Annotated in this window: 16 protein-coding genes and 2 tRNA genes; 10 read left to right on the top strand and 8 right to left on the bottom strand. The window is 62.2% G+C overall.

Annotated elements, in window-relative coordinates; translation table 11 throughout:
• Positions 1-15: 15 nt before the first annotated feature.
• The 4 genes from WH303_RS11955 to WH303_RS11940 all read right to left on the bottom strand — a co-directional run bounded on the left by WH303_RS11955 (position 16) and on the right by WH303_RS11940 (position 3,140).
• Positions 16-744: an energy transducer TonB gene (locus WH303_RS11955; RefSeq protein WP_312986414.1), complete on the bottom strand. Its 729-nt coding sequence runs from the start codon at positions 742-744 to the stop codon at positions 16-18.
• Between the two features lie 102 nt (positions 745-846).
• Positions 847-1,119 carry a (2Fe-2S)-binding protein gene (locus WH303_RS11950; protein ID WP_021028611.1) on the bottom strand — a complete coding sequence of 91 codons (273 nt, stop codon included), beginning with the start codon at positions 1,117-1,119 and terminating at the stop codon, positions 847-849.
• A gap of 514 nt (positions 1,120-1,633) precedes the next feature.
• Positions 1,634-1,921: an SWIB/MDM2 domain-containing protein gene (locus WH303_RS11945; protein WP_021028612.1), complete on the bottom strand. Its 288-nt coding sequence runs from the start codon at positions 1,919-1,921 to the stop codon at positions 1,634-1,636.
• A gap of 250 nt (positions 1,922-2,171) precedes the next feature.
• The gene (locus WH303_RS11940) at positions 2,172-3,140 is read right to left on the bottom strand and encodes a DMT family transporter (protein ID WP_021028613.1); all 969 of its coding nucleotides are present in this window, start codon (positions 3,138-3,140) and stop codon (positions 2,172-2,174) included.
• A 414-nt stretch (positions 3,141-3,554) separates the two neighbouring features.
• Between WH303_RS11940 and aceA the strand changes: the two genes are divergently transcribed.
• Together aceA and WH303_RS11930 are read left to right on the top strand one after the other, a co-directional pair.
• Positions 3,555-4,886 carry an isocitrate lyase gene (gene aceA, locus WH303_RS11935; protein ID WP_021028615.1) on the top strand — a complete coding sequence of 444 codons (1,332 nt, stop codon included), beginning with the start codon at positions 3,555-3,557 and terminating at the stop codon, positions 4,884-4,886.
• Between the two features lie 176 nt (positions 4,887-5,062).
• On the top strand, positions 5,063-5,458 hold the full coding sequence (locus WH303_RS11930) for a cupin domain-containing protein (RefSeq protein WP_339518691.1): 396 nt from the start codon (positions 5,063-5,065) through the stop codon (positions 5,456-5,458).
• A 98-nt stretch (positions 5,459-5,556) separates the two neighbouring features.
• Here the strand turns inward: WH303_RS11930 and argG are convergent, their stop codons facing one another.
• From argG to WH303_RS11910, 4 genes are all read right to left on the bottom strand, one after another.
• Complete coding sequence (argG, locus tag WH303_RS11925) at positions 5,557-6,894, bottom strand: argininosuccinate synthase (RefSeq protein ID WP_239811673.1); 1,338 nt, start codon at positions 6,892-6,894, stop codon at positions 5,557-5,559.
• Positions 6,895-7,022: 128 nt separating this feature from the next.
• Complete coding sequence (gene ppnP, locus WH303_RS11920; RefSeq protein ID WP_021028618.1) at positions 7,023-7,340, bottom strand: pyrimidine/purine nucleoside phosphorylase; 318 nt, start codon at positions 7,338-7,340, stop codon at positions 7,023-7,025.
• A gap of 201 nt (positions 7,341-7,541) precedes the next feature.
• A complete protein-coding gene (locus tag WH303_RS11915; RefSeq protein ID WP_339518687.1) occupies positions 7,542-8,330 on the bottom strand; it encodes a glycine zipper 2TM domain-containing protein in 789 nt (262 codons plus the stop codon).
• 211 nt (positions 8,331-8,541) lie between these two features.
• Positions 8,542-8,904, bottom strand: a complete 363-nt coding sequence (locus WH303_RS11910) for an ArsC family reductase (RefSeq protein ID WP_339518686.1) — start codon at positions 8,902-8,904, stop codon at positions 8,542-8,544.
• A 46-nt stretch (positions 8,905-8,950) separates the two neighbouring features.
• Between WH303_RS11910 and folC the strand changes: the two genes are divergently transcribed.
• The 8 genes from folC to WH303_RS11870 all read left to right on the top strand — a co-directional run bounded on the left by folC (position 8,951) and on the right by WH303_RS11870 (position 16,391).
• A complete protein-coding gene (folC, locus tag WH303_RS11905; protein ID WP_339518685.1) occupies positions 8,951-10,270 on the top strand; it encodes a bifunctional tetrahydrofolate synthase/dihydrofolate synthase in 1,320 nt (439 codons plus the stop codon).
• 62 nt (positions 10,271-10,332) lie between these two features.
• Positions 10,333-11,286 (top strand): SPOR domain-containing protein, encoded by a 954-nt coding sequence (locus WH303_RS11900; protein WP_339518683.1) that lies wholly within the window; start codon positions 10,333-10,335, stop codon positions 11,284-11,286.
• 139 nt (positions 11,287-11,425) lie between these two features.
• A complete protein-coding gene (locus WH303_RS11895; protein WP_312986399.1) occupies positions 11,426-11,965 on the top strand; it encodes a CvpA family protein in 540 nt (179 codons plus the stop codon).
• 19 nt (positions 11,966-11,984) lie between these two features.
• A complete protein-coding gene (purF, locus tag WH303_RS11890; RefSeq protein WP_021028623.1) occupies positions 11,985-13,496 on the top strand; it encodes an amidophosphoribosyltransferase in 1,512 nt (503 codons plus the stop codon).
• A 30-nt stretch (positions 13,497-13,526) separates the two neighbouring features.
• Positions 13,527-14,741: an O-succinylhomoserine sulfhydrylase gene (locus WH303_RS11885; protein WP_027011308.1), complete on the top strand. Its 1,215-nt coding sequence runs from the start codon at positions 13,527-13,529 to the stop codon at positions 14,739-14,741.
• A complete protein-coding gene (gltX, locus tag WH303_RS11880; RefSeq protein ID WP_339518681.1) occupies positions 14,738-16,138 on the top strand; it encodes a glutamate--tRNA ligase in 1,401 nt (466 codons plus the stop codon). Before WH303_RS11885 ends, gltX begins: the two co-directional genes overlap by 4 nt.
• 64 nt (positions 16,139-16,202) lie before the next feature.
• A tRNA-Ala gene (locus tag WH303_RS11875) sits at positions 16,203-16,278 on the top strand.
• A gap of 37 nt (positions 16,279-16,315) precedes the next feature.
• Positions 16,316-16,391, top strand: a tRNA-Glu gene (locus tag WH303_RS11870).

The following is a 16,391-nucleotide window of genomic DNA, read 5'->3' as shown; positions in this document are numbered from 1 at the left end:
CTATTTCCGTTCGATTTAATTGAGTTCCCACTTGATGGGCACGTTGACCCACATGGGCCGGGGAGTTCCGTTGGAGGTGCCTGCCTTGAAGCGCCATTTGCGCACCGTATCCATGGCGGCCTGGTCCAGACGGTCATAGCCACTGGACTTCTTGAGCTGCAGCTCCTGGGGCTTGCCTTCTTCGTCGATGTAGGCGCGCACGATGGTGGTCCCGGTCTCGCCCATACGGCGGCTGATGGCCGGGTACTGCGGAGCGGGATTGTTCAGGTAGGCGGCATTGCTCGACGGCAGCTGGATCACCGGTGGCGGTGGAGGCGCTGGCGGTGCGGGCGGAGCCGGTGGAGGAGACGGCGGAGCGGGCGGCGGCGCCTCGATGGGCGGTGCCGGTGGCTGGGCCTCGGTGGTGCCGGTCACGGCATTGGGCGCAGGCGTTGGGTCCTTGATCGCCTGGGGCTTGGGCGCAGGTTTGGGGACGGGCTTGGGCGTGGGCTTTGGCGGCGGCGTCGGTGCGGGCGGTGGCGGCTTGGGAGTTGGAGGAGGGGGCGGCGCAACCACGGGCATCGGCTCGGGCGCAATCAGCTGCACCATGACCGGTTCGGGCTTGGGCATCTCGACTGCTGCACTTTTGAGCAGGCCCGCCTGCAAGGCCCAAAGACCTGCGACGTGCGCTGCCAGCACCGAACCCGTAACCACGATATTGCGCCCCATTTTTTTGGAGGGGCTGTAAGGGTCTGGTGAGAGCATAAGGGCAATAAAAAATGCTGCAGCCTGAAGCCGCAGCACGGCATATCAATGCGTTGGTGGCTTATTTCTGAAAGACCCACCAGAGAGAGGCAGCGACCAGAATCAGGCTACCGAGGACAGCGGCGAAGAGTTCCATGCTTTGCTTTCCATGATGGTGGTGGCAAGCTGGACCGGGTGCACTGCTGCTTCATTGCGCAAGGCAGCAACCGGACGCGACGCGCTGCATTGCTCGACCACATCGCGGGCGCAACCTTCGCAGCAGCCGCATTGCAGTCCAACACCCAGTTCGAACTGGATCTCATCGAACGACATACCCGCATGCGCGTGGCGAGCGATCTCTTTGTCCGAGACTCGGCGGCAAACACAAACGATCATGGTCAGATGAACAGCGTGGTGGCTGGCTAGTGAATAACTGAAGGGAATTATAAATAAGAATTTGTCGCATTCGCAATAATCTCCTGAGCGCAATAGGGGTGCTGTGGCCCATAGCTAGGCGATAGCCTGTGTATTTGGACCAGATTGTTAGTATTTATTGTTATAAATCAATAGTCTGTGCAATCAGCTGTTGGAAGCATGCTTACACAAAAAATAGCAAGCCTTGGCGGCTTCACACAGATCTGCCGGGCCGCGTGATTGCGCAAAGGGCGGTTGAATGCTGCATGAGGAGGGTGAATGTGGGCAGAAATGGCGTCCATCGCTGCCCAAGGAAAGGTCTCCTTGCACGCTTTGCACGGCCCTTGCCATCCATCGATAAAGGCCATGGCGTGCTGGCGCAGCGCTTGGAGGGACAGCGCCTGCCTGTGAAGAGCAGGCGTAAAAAAACCAGCATGCCTGATGCTGGTTTTTGGACGGCAGCGCAAAGGACTGCGCTGCGCAAGGTCGGCAGGACTTACTTGACGTGCTTGCCGATCAGGCCAGCCATCTCGAACATCGACACCTGGGGCTTGCCAAACACCTTCTTGAGCTTGTCATCGGCGTTGATCATGCGCTTGTTGGCGGCGTCTTGCAGGTTGTGGGCCTTGATGTAGACCCACAGCTTGCTGATGATTTCCGTGCGTGGCAGTGGAGCGGTGCCCACAACAGCGCCCAGTTCTGGGCTTGGGGTCAGCGGCTTCATGAAGGCTGCGTTGGGGGTGCGCTTCTTTGCAGGCGCTGCGGTCTTAGATGCGGTTGCCATGTTTTGGTTTCCTTGTGTCAATATCTCTATCGCCAGCCAGAGTTTCCCTCCGCTGGTTACGGCCATGCTAACGGCAAAAAAACCGCTTTCCAAGGGAGCGCCGCATTTTTTTGCCTCGAAATGTTGCTTGTTTTAGCTTTGCTAACCTTTGTTGATGGATCAACGCTATCAACAAGCAGCTTAGGGCGTTGATTCTTGTCAGATTGGGGCCTTTTCCCCTCGGAGCATGGTACTGGCTCCCAAGGCGGTGTCAATCGGGGTCGCGTCGCAAAACTGTCTGCCCTCTGCCACGCAGGGGCATTGGCAACGTGGTCAGTGCCAGGCTGGAGACGGCAATCGCAAAGGCCAGCATCTGCAGGCCGCCCAGTGTTTCGCCCAGAAACACCACACCCACCAGCGCGGTGGACAGCGGTAGCATCACTGTGAACACTGCGCTTTGCGAGGCGGGCACGACCTGCAGCCCGGTCATCCACAGCCAGACGGTGACCATGCAGGCCGCCAAGGCATAGCCCAGCAGCAGCAGCCAGGTGGCGGTGCCCACCTGGCCAAAGTCAAAATGCCAGGCCAGGTACAGACCAAAAGGCAGGGTCAGCACAAAGCCCCAGAGGTTGATCAGCGCCGCAATGCGCTTGGGGCTCAGGCTGCTGGTGAGCTTTTTGCCGATGACGGCGTAGCAGGCCTCGCACAACACCGCGCCCACCAGGAGCAGCTGTCCGAGCCAGTGCTTGCCGGGGTCCGCATCGGCGGCAGCGGCTGCAGCCGCGCCCGCATGTGCGCCGGCAGCGGGCTTGGCCAAGGCCAGCAGCACAATGCCCAGCACGGCCAGGCTGATGGCGACCATCACGCGCCCGCTGATGCGCTCCTTGAGCACGAGCCAGCTGAGCAGCGCAATGGCTGCCGGGATCGTCGCCATCGTGACACTGGCGGTGACGGCACTGGTCATTGACACGCCGGTGATCATGCACAGCGTGAAGAGAAAGTTGCCAAAAAAGGATTCGAGAAACAGCAGCCCCTTGGCCTTGGCGGGCAATGGCGCCTCGTGGGCTGGGCGTTTGAGCCAGCCCAGCATGGCCACCCCGCCAATGCCAAAACGCAGCCAGGCCAGCAGCAAGACCGGAAAAGTGGCGGCCAGTGGCTTGGAGAGCGCGACATAGGCGCCCACCAGCGACATGCTGAGTGCCAGGTAGAAATAAGCCAAGGGCTTGCTATGGATGCGCATGGGTGCAAAGACTAAATGGGGGAGCAGGGCGATGGGGCAGGCGGGGCCAGGCGCAAGCAAGCTGTCATATCCGCTTTGCACAATGGGCCATGCGCATCATGCCGCAATTGGCCAGCCTCTGGCAGGCAGCGCTGCTGCAGCCTGGACAGCAGTGGTTCTGAAAACGTATTCTCATATTGTGAAATATGCTGATATTGCAGTGCGTCAATATTTCTCAATACGAGAAATCGCATTTCTTAATGCGGAATAGTATTAATAGTGTGTTGATTTTTAATGATTAAGAATTGGTCTTATATAAGACATAAGACAAAAATATACGGCGGGGCAGGCGTACAGTAAGAGCCATGGACAGACGGTATCTGTCCACCAGTTTTCAATCCGTTAGTTCAACCCACTTGACCACAGGAGTTCCCCATGTCTCAGAAACTGAACCAGCAACTCAGCCGCGAACAGCAAATTGCCGCCCTTGAATTGGATTGGGCGCAAAACCCCCGCTGGAAGGGCGTCAAGCGCGGCTACTCGGCTGCGGACGTGGTGCGTCTGCGCGGCAGCGTGCAGCCGGAGTACACCTTGGCCCAGCGCGGCGCCCAGGTGCTGTGGGACAAGATCAATGGCGGTGCCAAGAAGGGCTATGTGAATGCCTTTGGCGCAATCACCGCAGGCCAGGCCATGCAGCAGGCCAAGGCGGGTCTGGAAGCGGTGTACCTCTCGGGCTGGCAGGTGGCAGCGGACGGCAACACCTCGGAGACCATGTACCCCGACCAGTCGCTCTACGCCTATGACTCGGTGCCCACCATGGTGCGCCGCATCAACAACACCTTCAAGCGCGCTGACGAGATCCAGTGGGCCAAGGGCGTGAACCCGGGCGACAAGGAGTTCATCGACTACTTCCTGCCGATCGTGGCCGATGCCGAAGCGGGCTTTGGCGGCGTGCTCAATGCTTTCGAGCTGATGAAGAACATGATTGCCTCGGGCGCTGCCGGCGTGCACTTTGAAGACCAACTCGCTGCCGTCAAGAAGTGCGGCCACATGGGCGGCAAGGTGCTGGTGCCCACGCATGAAGCCTGCGAGAAGCTGATCGCTGCGCGTTTTGCCGCCGACGTGATGGGTGTGCCCACGATTGTGCTGGCCCGCACCGATGCCGAAGCGGCCAACCTGATCACCAGCGACCACGACGCCAATGACAAGCCCTTCCTGGTGGGTGAGCGCACGCAAGAAGGCTTCTACCGCGTCAAGAACGGTCTGGAGCAGGCGATCAGCCGTGGCGTGGCCTACGCGCCCTACGCCGATCTGGTGTGGTGCGAGACCGGCACGCCGGACCTGGGCTTTGCCCGCGAATTTGCCCAGGCCGTGCATGCCTCCAGCCCCGGCAAGCTGCTGAGCTACAACTGCTCGCCATCGTTCAACTGGAAGAAGAACCTCGACGACGCGACGATTGCCAAGTTCCAGGACGAGCTGGCGGCGCTGGGCTACAAGTACCAGTTCATCACCTTGGCCGGTATCCACAGCAACTGGTACAACACCTTCAAGTTTGCCCACGCCTATGCCCGTGGCGAAGGCATGAAGCACTATGTGGAGATGATCCAGGAGCCCGAATTCGCTGCCCGCGAGCAAGGCTACACCTTTGTCTCGCACCAGCAGGAAGTGGGCGCAGGCTACTTCGACGATGTGACCACGGTGATCCAGGGCGGCTCGTCCAGCGTCAAGGCGCTGACCGGCTCGACCGAGGAAGAGCAGTTCCACTGATCTGCGACGCCTGCATGCGCTGCAGGCGAGACGGCCTGCAGGCGCAGCAGATGCAGCAAGGCGGCACCATCGGTGCCGCCTTTTCTTTGGCTTTTCGTCCCAGCGCTGAGGCGCAGCGCACCAGCGCTGCCAGATAATCGCTGCTTGCGCATTTGCAACGCTTATTGATCACTGCCATGTCCACTGCCGCCGCTGCCACCTCTGCCACGCCCGCTGCCCCCAAGATCTCCATCATCCATTGGCCCGCCAAGACCCTGGTCAATCCCGTCATCGGCAAGCCCAGCCGCCCGATCAGCGGCGATACCGAGTACCAGACCATGAATGTGTTCGAGGGTCTGGGCGGCAAGGTGAGCTCGGGCACCTGGCAGTCCAACGCTGGCCACTTCAGCTCCAATGTGCAGGGATATATCGAGTTTTGCGTCATTGTCGAAGGCGACTGCCGCCTGGTCGACCCCGATGGCACCGTGCACCGTTTTGGCGTGGGCGACCATTTCATCATGCCCGAGGGCTGGACCGGCCACTGGGAGGTGGACAGCTTTGTGAAGAAGGTCTACCTGGTGGCCGAGGCCTGAGCACCGTTCTTCCCCAGCGTATTCAGACGATAAAAAAACCGCCGTGGCCTTGGCAGGCACACAGCGGTTTTGCTGAGTGGAAGGATTCCGCTGGGGAATTACTTCTTGTCGTTGCCCAACTGGGGCAGCGCGTGGCTGCCGCTGGCGGTCAGCAGGCCAGTCTGGGTGTAGATGGCCAGCTTGTCGCGGGTGTCCATCAGGTCCAGGTTGCGCATGGTCAGTTGGCCAATGCGGTCAGCGGGGCTGAATGGCGCGTCTTCCACCTTTTCCATCGACAGGCGCTCGGGCTTGTAGGTCAGGTTGGCCGATTCGGTGTTCAAGAGCGAGTAGTCGTTGCCACGGCGCAGCTCCAGGGTCACGGTGCCGGTGATGGCACGGGCCACCCAGCGCTGGGCGGTTTCGCGCAGCATGATGGCCTGTGGGTCAAACCAGCGGCCTTGGTACAGCAGACGGCCCAGGCGCAGACCGTTGATGCGGTACTGCTCGATGGTGTCTTCGTTGTGGATGCCGGTCACCAGGCGCTCGTAGGCGATGTGCAGCAGCGCCATGCCGGGGGCTTCGTAGATGCCGCGGCTCTTGGCTTCGATGATGCGGTTCTCGATCTGGTCGCTCATGCCCAGGCCGTGGCGGCCGCCGATGCGGTTGGCTTCCAGGAAGAAGGCGACCGGGTCTTCGATGCGCTGGCCGTTCAGGGCCACAGGGCGGCCTTCTTCAAAGGTGACGGAGACTTCCTCGGCCTTGACTTCGACCTCGGGCTTCCAGAACGCCACGCCCATGATGGGGTTGACGATGCGGATGCCGCTGTTCAAGAACTCCAGGTCCTTGGCTTCGTGGGTGGCACCCAGCATGTTGGAGTCGGTCGAGTAGGCCTTCTCTGCGCTCATCTTGTAGCCAAAACCTTCCTTGGTCATGAAGGCTGACATCTCGGCGCGGCCGCCCAGCTCGTCGATGAAGGTCTGGTCCAGCCAGGGCTTGTAGATCTTCAGCGCAGGGTTGGTCAAGAGGCCGTAGCGGTAGAAACGCTCGATGTCATTGCCCTTGAAGGTCGAGCCATCGCCCCAGATGTTGACGTCGTCTTCCTTCATTGCGGCCACCAGCATGGTGCCGGTCACGGCGCGGCCCAGCGGCGTGGTGTTGAAGTAGGTGATGCCACCGGTGGAGATGTGGAAGGCGCCGGCCTGGATGGCGGCAATACCTTCGTTGGCCAGCTGGCTGCGGCAGTCGATCAGGCGGGCCTTCTCGGCACCGTATTCCATGGCCTTGCGCGGGATCTCGTCGTAATCGGACTCATCGGGCTGGCCCAGGTTGGCCGTGTAGGCGTAGGGCAGCGCGCCCTTGTTCTTCATCCAGCGCAGGGCTGCGCTGGTGTCGAGGCCGCCGGAGAAGGCGATGCCGACCTTCTGGCCGACGGGAACATGTTGCAGGATGGTTTCCATGGTGTGGCTTTTCTCTAAAAACAGGCGCTGCTGCGGTGCTGTCGGGTGTGGGCTGGTTCAGCGATCGGCCCGAGCAGCAGTGTGCAGCGGGAGGCAGGCGCTGGCTAGCCCAGCGCTGGCCCCAAAAATCAGGCGTAGTGGCAGATGTAGTGGTAGGCCTCGGCCACGCGGATATCGAACTTGCTGTTGGCCGGAACGCTGAACTTGTCGCCAGGGCCGGACTTTTTCCATTCGTCGCTGCCGTCGAGCTTGTACTCGCAGGCGCCGGCAACGCACTCCATGATCTCGGCGGCGGCCGTGCCAAAGGTCAAGGTGGCTGCAAGTACCACACCGACCGATTGCTTGGTGCCGTCGGCCAGCTGGTAGCTGTGGCTGACGCACTTGCCATCAAAATAAACATTGGCCTTGGTGGTGAGGCGTACGCCGTCGATGCTCTCAGTGATCATGGAAGACAACAGGTAAATGGAGGAAAACCGCCATTGTAGGCGAGGCCTTTGCCCGTCTCTGGAACATGGTGGGGCAGTTGAGCGGCATGGCAGGCATAAAAAAGCAGCAGTACCGGAGTACTGCTGCTGGTGGCCGGGCCACACCTGGCTGGGCCACACCTGGCCGGGACGCGACACCGCAATGGCGCGTCGCTCTTTGGTTTAACGCCAGTGGCCGCGGTGGCCGCCCCAGTAACCGCCCACGCCAATCTGCACCGAGGGCTGCAGCATGACGGGCGGCGGCGCATAGTACACAGGCGCCGGCGCGACATAGACCGGGGGCGGCGCCATATAGACGGGCTGCTGGTAGACCGGCTGGCTGCTGACGACAACGCCGGGCTCAGGAGCCGTGTAGGCATAGTCCTGCGCAGGTGGGTTGTCGTAGGCCGCTGCGGCAGGCTGCACGCTCAGCGGCAGCCATTCACCGGGGGCGGTGGCCGTGCGCGTGCTGTAGCGGCGGCCCGCGTATTCATACTCCACGTTGTAGCCATCGGGCTGGTTTTGCGTGGTGTACTGGTTGGCGCATTGCCGCACTGTCTGGTAGCTGGGGGTGCCGCCTTCGAGCTGGTTGCCGATGGCTGAGCCGGCAATGACGCCAGCGCCGGTGGCCGCTGCGCGGCCAAACCCATGGCCAATGCCGTTGCCGAGCAAGCCGCCGACGACGGCGCCGGTAATCGCGCCCACGCCGGAGGTGCGCTGGCCGGCATACACCTGCTGGTCATTGCAGACGGTTTGCGGCGTGTTGACCTGGCGGTAGGCCGGCGTGACCGACAGCACCCGGCCATAGGGTTGCTCGCCCGCAGGCAGTGGTGGCTGCGCGCCAGGCGCTTGCTGCGGCAAGAAGGGATCGGACGAGGGCGAATAATTTTGGGCCCAGACCGAGGGGCTGGCTGCCGCCAAGGTGGACAGCGCAGCCAGCACGATCAGGCGGGCTGAGAGCAGATGTGGCATGAATGCCTCCAAAAAAGCGATAAGTTGCTGGGTGCTCAACGCGCCAGTACCTAGACTGGGCGACACGCTTTACACCGCCTGCACAAATATCTAAGACCAGGCTGCAGGCATTAAGTTCAGCATGCGCCCATGCTGCCCTTGGCGTGTATCTGCGCCATGTCGCAGCGTAAAGCGCCGGTCAACACCGCCCAGCGGAATCCGCTGAGGGCCCTCAGGCGATCTTGCTGCTCCAAACCGTCTCATCAAAGCCCACGGTGACGGAGCCATCGACCCATTCGACCACCGGGCGCTTGATCACGCTGGGGTTGGCAATCATCAGCGCACTGGCGCTGTCGGCGTCCGTCACGGCTTGTTGCACGTTGGGATCCAGCTTGCGCCAGGTGGTGCCTTGGCGGTTGACCAGCTTTTCCCAGCTGGCCTTGGCGATCCAGTCGGGCAGATGGCTGGCGGGCACACCCGCTTTCTTGAAATCATGGAATTGGTGGTCGACGCCCTGCGCCTCCAGCCAGGTGCGGGCTTTTTTGACGGTGCTGCAGTTGGGGATGCCGTAGACGGCGATGGTGTGGTTACTCATGGACAGCAATGATGACACAGCCGCAATTACGCGACAATCTGGCCCCATGCAAACCCGTTTCGATACCTTGGAGCAGTGGCTCGCCCACTGCGAGCAGATTCATCCCAAAACCATTGACATGGGGCTGACCCGCGTCAATGCCGTGGCCGAGCGCCTGGCGCTGCGCTTTGCCTGCCCGGTGATCACGGTGGCGGGCACCAATGGCAAGGGCTCGACCTGCGCCATGCTGGAGGCCGTGGCACTGGAAGCCGGCTACCGCCCCGGGGTGTTCACCTCGCCCCACCTGGTGCATTTTGAAGAGCGCTGCCGCGTGCATGGCGAGATTGTCTCGGCCGCCGATCTGCTGCCGCATTTCGAAGCGGTGGAAGCGGCTCGCCTGCAGGCGCCCGAGATTTCGCTCAGCTATTTCGAGTTCACCACCTTGGCGATCCTGCGCCTGTTGAGCCAGGCCAGGCTGGATGTGGCGATTCTGGAAGTGGGCCTGGGCGGCCGGCTGGACGCCACCAATATCATCGACACGGACTGCGCGGTCATCACCAGCATCGACCTGGACCATATGGACCTGCTGGGCCCGGACCGCGAATCGATCGGCCGGGAAAAGGCCGGCATCATGCGCCCGGGAAAACCGGCCGTTGTCAGCGACCCGGTGCCGCCGCAAAGCGTGATCGATTACGCGCAGAGCATTGGCGCCGACCTGTGGCGCTTTGGCCGCGATTTCAACTATGAAGGCGACAAGCAGCAGTGGAGCTGGGCAGGGCGCGGCCGGCGCTATGCCGGCATGGCCTACCCGGCGCTGCGCGGTGCCAACCAGCTGGTCAATGCGTCTGGCGTGCTGGCCGCCTACGAGGCCTTGCGCCAGGTGCTGCCGGTCACGGCCCAGGCCGTGCGCAATGGCTTGGCCATGGTCGAGTTGCCCGGCCGCTTCCAGATCGTGCCCGGCCAGCCGGCGGTGGTGCTGGATGTGGCGCACAACCCGCATGCGATTGCCGCACTGACGGCCAACCTGGATGCGATGGGCTACTTTCCCACCACCCATGCCGTCTTTGGTGCCATGCACGACAAGGACCTGACGCCGATGCTGCGCAAGCTGGGCCCCCTGGTGGACCGCTGGTATTTCTGCGACCTGCCCACGGACCGGGCCGAGAAGGCGGTGGACCTGCAGTCCAAATGGAATGCCGTGCACCTGCTGTCCGACCAGCGGCGCGAAGTGGCTACAGCTTGTTACGCGGACCCGATGGCCGCATTCCAGGCGGCCGTCGAAGCGGCAGGGCCCGCTGATAGAATCGTCGTTTTCGGCTCGTTCTTTACGGTGGGCGGGGTGTTGAAGCACGGTGTGCCACGGCTCGATGCCAAGCACCTGAACTAAAAGCAGCCCCACGATGGGGCCGCTCCCAGCGACCTGTTTTCAAGCTCCACCTCCAATCGTCCATGGCAATTTTCAATCTTCGATGGCCCGGTAAAAAGCAACAGGAAGCGGAGAGCCCGCGCGTGATTCGCGCGCCGCGCAGCAATCCCGCTGAGAGTGTGGATGCCATGCGCCGCCGCGCGCGCCACCGCCTGATTGGTGCCACCGTGCTGGTGCTGGCGGCCATCATCGGTTTTCCGATGCTGTTCGACACCCAGCCGCGCCCGGTGCCAGTCAATGCCTCGATTGAGATCCCGGACCGCGAGCGCGTGGCCGCCCTGGCCGTGCCGCCTGCGTCCAACGCCGCAGCGCCGCACGGCAGCCATTCGGGCAATGACAATGGCCTGGATGCAGGCGAAGAGATTGTTGGCGCAAGAAGCAACGCAGCCCCAGCGGCCGCTGGCGCTACGGCAGCAGCGGCCGCCGCAGCAGCTGCCACGGCTGCCAGCAAACCCGCGGACAAGCCTGTGACCCCCACCGCCAAGCCCGAGCCAGCGGCCAAACCAGAGCCCGCTGCCAAGCCAGAACCGAAACCTGAGCCCAAGCCAGCGTCTAAACCCGAACCCAAGCCCGAGCCCAAACCGGAGGCCAAGCCCAAGGAAGAGCCCAAGCCCAAGCCCGCAGAACCCGCCAAGCCCAAGCGCGATGACGAGGCCGACCGGGTCCGCGCGATGATGGAAGGCCGCACGGCCACTGCGCCTGCAGCAGCACCAGCCGCTGCCCCCGCTGCCAAGCCGGCGGCCGCTGCCAGCCGCTATGCGATCCAGGTGGGTGCGTTTGCCGAGGAGAGCAAGGCGGCCGAGGTGCGTGCCAAGCTGCAGATGGCCGGTGTGCCGGCCTATACGCAGTCGGTCAAGACGGCGTCGGGCAACCGCATCCGTGTGCGGGTGGGGCCTTTCAACAGCAAGGAAGAGGCCGACAGCGCCGCAGCCAAGGTGCGCGCCCAGGGCCTGCCCGCTGCGCTGCTGCCGATGTAAGACTGGCGCCGCTGCCCACTGCCGACCCCACCACCTGTTGTTGTGACACCTTTCTACCGCGCCTCGTCATTGCCATTCATCCCATGCCGGGTGCGGGCGCTGGCAGGCGCTCCCTGGCCCCTGCGGGCGGAGCATTGACATGTCGGCCCTGGACTGGGTATTTATCTTGATCCTGCTGGGGTCGGTGCTGATCGGCGCCATGCGCGGTCTGGTGTTCGAGGTGCTGTCGCTGATCAGCTGGGTGCTGGCCTTTTTTGCGGCTCGGCTGTGGGGCGCTGAGGTAGGCATGTGGCTGCCGATGCAGGAAATGGACGAGGGTGTGCGGATCGCCGCAGGCCTTGTGATCGTCTTTGTTGTCGCCATCTTTGCCTTGGGCCTGGTGATTCGCATCATCGGCAAACTGGTTCAGATCGTGGGTTTGCGGCCCTTTGACCGCACGCTGGGCGCGCTGTTTGGTGCCCTTCGTGGGGTGTTACTACTTGTGTTGATCGCTCTGGTTTTTATGCTGACATCGATGCGGGAATCGCAAATCTGGAACACTTCAGTCTTCGCACCGCATCTGGTGTCGGCAGTGTCAGTGTTGCGGCCATGGATGCCGCAAGAAATGGGAAGACATTGGTCTTCACTGGTGGACCAGCTCACCGAAGCTGGTTCACGCATCGCGGCAGAGCCGCGTTAACGTTTTTGGAACGCTCAATATGTGTGGAATCGTCGGAGTCGTCAGTAGCACGCCGGTCAATCAATTGATCTATGACGCGCTGTTGCTGCTGCAACACCGTGGACAGGATGCAGCAGGCATTGCAACCCAGCAGGGTCGCAAGTTCTTCATGCACAAGGCCAAAGGCATGGTCAAGGATGTGTTCCGTACCCGCAATATGCGGGCTTTGCCGGGCAATGTCGGCCTGGGTCAGGTGCGCTATCCCACTGCAGGCAATGCCTACAGTGAGGAGGAAGCCCAGCCTTTCTACGTCAATGCGCCTTTTGGCATCGTGCTGGTGCACAACGGCAACCTGACCAATGCCGTGCAGCTGCGCAAGGAGCTGTTCTCCACCGACCACCGCCACACCAACACCGAGAGCGACTCGGAAGTGCTGCTCAACGTGTTCGCCCATGAGCTGGAGCGTGCCACGCACGGCATCCCGCTGCAAAAGCAGGATGTGTTCAACGCCATCCGTGCGGTGCACAAGCGCGTGCAGGGCTCCTACGCGGTGATCGCACTGATCGCCGGCCACGGTGTGGTGGCGTTCCGCGATCCGAACGGCATCCGCCCGCTGTGCATTGGCCGTGGTGCCGATGGCACCGTGATGGTGGCCAGCGAATCGGTGGCGCTCGAAGGCACGATGCAGCAGCTCGAGCGCGATATCGCCCCGGGCGAAGCGGTGTTCATCGGCGACGATGGCTCGCTGACCTTCGAGCAATGCGCCGAAAGCCCCAGCCTGCACCCCTGCATTTTTGAGTTTGTCTACCTGGCCCGTCCGGATTCGGTGCTCGATGGCATGTCGGTCTACCAGGCGCGGCTGAACCTGGGTGAGTCGCTGGCCACGCGCGTGATCTCGATGGTGCCGCCCAACGAGATCGATGCGGTGATCCCGATTCCCGAATCGAGCCGCCCCAGTGCGATGCAACTGGCCCAGCTGCTGGGCAAGCCCTACCGCGAAGGCTTCGTCAAGAACCGCTATGTGGGCCGTACCTTCATCATGCCGGGCCAGGGCGCACGCAAGAAATCGGTGCGCCAGAAGCTCAATGCCATCGGCAGCGAGTTCCAGGGCCGCAATGTGCTGCTGGTCGATGACTCCATCGTGCGCGGCACCACGTCCAAGGAAATCGTGCAGATGGCGCGCGACGCTGGCGCCAACAAGGTCTACCTGGCCAGCGCGGCGCCACCGGTGCGTTACCCCAATGTTTACGGCATCGACATGCCCACCGCCAAGGAGCTGGTGGCCCATGGCCGCAGTCTCGAAGAGATTCGCCAGTACATCGGCTGCGACGCGCTGATCTACCAGGACGTCGACGGCATGAAGAACGCTGTGGGCAAGCTCAACACGGGCGTGCATGGCTTTGAGGCCTCGTGCTTTGACGGTGTCTATGTCACCGGCATCACGCCCGAAGGCATCTCGCAGGTCAATGAAGGCCGTGTGTCCGCCGAAGAGGACGATCTCGATACCTCGCGTCTGTCACTGCGCAACGCAGATGTGACGGATGCGGCTTGATAGTGGTCTGCGTACTGCTTGGGAAGAAGAATGACTGATAAGAAATTGCCGCCGGGCCTGCATCCCGATACCTTGGCGGTCCGTGAGGCGGTGGAGCGCAGCCAATGGGGCGAGCACAGCGAAGCCCTGTACCTGGCCAGCAGCTTTGTGCAGCCCAATGCCGAGACGGCCGCGCGCCGCTTTGCCGCGCTGGAAGAGGGCTACACCTACACCCGCACCGGCAACCCGACGGTGACCAGCTTTGAGCGCCGCCTGGCCGCGATGGAGGGCACCGAGTGCGCCATCGCCACCTCGACGGGCATGTCCGCCATCTTGCTGGTGGCGCTGACCGTGCTGAAGACTGGCGACCATGTGATCTGCTCGCAGTCCATGTTCGGCTCGACGATCAAGCTGCTGGGCACCGAGATGGCCCGCTTTGGCGTGGAAACCAGCTTTGTGTCGCAAACCGATGTGGAGGCCTGGAAGGCCGCCATCCGGCCCAACACGCGCATGCTGTTTGCCGAGACGCCGACCAATCCGCTCACCGACCTGTGCGACATTGCCGCGCTGGCCGAGCTGGCCCATGCGCATGGCGCCTTGCTGGCCGTCGACAACAGCTTTGCCACGCCGGTGCTGCAGCAACCGGCCAAGCTCGGCGCCGATCTGGTCGTGCATTCGGGCACCAAGTTCCTCGATGGCCAGGGCCGCGTGATGGCGGGCGCCGTCTGCGGCACCGTCGCGCTGGTCGACAAGGTCATGGGCACCTTCTTGCGCAGCGGGGGTCTGAACCTCTCGCCCTTCAACGCCTGGGTGGTGATGAAGGGCATGGAGACCCTGTCCCTACGTGTGAAGGCCGAAAGCGCCGCCGCGCTGGAGCTGGCACGCTGGCTGGAGTCGCATCCCAAGGTGGCCCGGGTGTACTATCCTGGCCTGGAAAGCCACCCGCAGCATGCGCTGGCGATGCGCCAGCAAAACGGCATGGGCGGCGCCGTGCTGGCCTTTGATGTGGTGGGTGAGGGCGCGGAACAGCTGCGCGCCAATGCCTTCCATGTGGTTGACAGCACCTTGCTGTGCTCGATCACGGCCAATCTGGGGGATGTGAAGACCACGATCACCCACCCGGCCAGCACTTCGCACGGCCGCCTGACTGAAGAGCAGCGCCAGTCCGCTGGCGTGGGCCAGGGCCTGATCCGCATCTCCGTCGGCCTGGAACACCTGGATGATTTGAAAGCCGACCTGTTGCGCGGCCTGGATACCCTGACATGAGCACCAAAGTACGTACCCGTTTTGCCCCGTCGCCTACCGGCTTTATCCATCTGGGCAATATCCGCTCGGCGCTATACCCCTGGGCCTTTGCACGCGCCAACCAGGGCGATTTCATCCTGCGCATCGAAGACACCGATCTGGAGCGCTCCAACCAGGCCTCCGTCGATGTAATTCTCGAAGGCATGGCCTGGCTGCAACTGGACCCCAACGAAGGCCCGTTCTACCAGATGCAGCGCATGGACCGCTACAAGGAAGTGCTGGCCACCCTGCAAGAAAAGGGCGCCGTCTACCCCTGCTACATGAGTATGGAAGAGCTGGACGCGCTGCGTGAAAAGCAGATGGCCAACAAGGAAAAGCCACGTTACGACGGCACTTGGCGCCCCGAAGAGGGCAAGGTGCTGCCGCCGGTGCCCGAAGGCGTCAAGCCCGTGCTGCGTTTCAAGACGCCGTTGACCGGTGTTGTGGCCTGGGAAGACAAGTGCAAGGGCCGCATCGAGTTCCAGAACTCCGAGCTCGATGACCTGGTCATTGCCCGTCCTGATGGCACGCCGACCTACAACTTCTGCGTCTGCGTTGATGACATGGACATGGCGATTACCCATGTGATCCGTGGTGACGACCATGTCAACAACACGCCGCGCCAGATCCACATCTTTGAAGCGCTGGGCGCCGATGTGCCCGTGTTTGCCCACCTGCCCACCGTGCTCAATGAGCAGGGCGAGAAGATGAGCAAGCGCAATGGCGCCAAGGCCGTCACCCAGTACCGCGACGAAGGCTACCTGCCCGATGCGATGGTGAACTACCTGGCACGCCTGGGCTGGAGCCACGGCGATGACGAGATTTTCTCGCGCCAGCAGTTTCTGGAGTGGTTCAACCTGGACCACCTGGGCCGCAGCGCGGGCCAGTTCGACGAGGCCAAGCTGCGCTGGGTCAATGCCCAGCACATGAAGCTGACGCCCGATGATGAGCTGGCTGCGATGCTGACCCCGTTCATGAAGAACCTGGGTCTGGACAGCATCACCGTGGGCGACGGCCGCCTGCCGCGCATCTGCGCACTGTTCAAGGATCGCTGCGACACCTTGGCGGACCTGGCGCAATGGGCCAGCGTCTTCTACCAGGACGCGCAGCCCAGCGCGGAAGACCTCAGCACCCATGTGACGCCGGAGATCATTCCGGTGATCGACGAGTTGCTGCAGGTGCTGCAAGAGGGCGATTGGAGCAAGGAGGCGATCAGCGCCGGCTTCAAGCAGGTGCTCAAGGCGCACGGTATCAAGATGCCGCAGCTGGCGATGCCAGTGCGTGTTTTGGCCGTCGGCACAGCCCATACGCCCTCGGTGGACGCGGTGCTTGCATTACTCGGTCGTGAAAAAATTATCGAAAGACTGCAAAAGCGCTGAAATACGCCCTATAATTCGAGTCTTCGGTGAGCAGCAACAAGTAAATTGTAAAACTTGCCGATACGGGGGTATAGCTCAGCTGGGAGAGCGCTTGCATGGCATGCAAGAGGTCATCGGTTCGATCCCGTTTACCTCCACCAAAGATTATCGGAAACGAGAAATCGGTTCTTAGGTTTTGACCCTATCGTCTAGAGGCCTAGGACATCACCCTTTCACGGTGAGTACCGGGGTTCGAATCCCCGTAGGGTCGCCA

Origin of the sequence: Comamonas sp. MYb69 (assembly GCF_037479315.1) — a bacterium.
Taxonomy (GTDB): Bacteria; Pseudomonadota; Gammaproteobacteria; order Burkholderiales; family Burkholderiaceae_C; genus Comamonas.
Note: the sequence above shows the minus strand (reverse complement) of the source record. Positions and strands in the feature narration are given on the sequence as shown.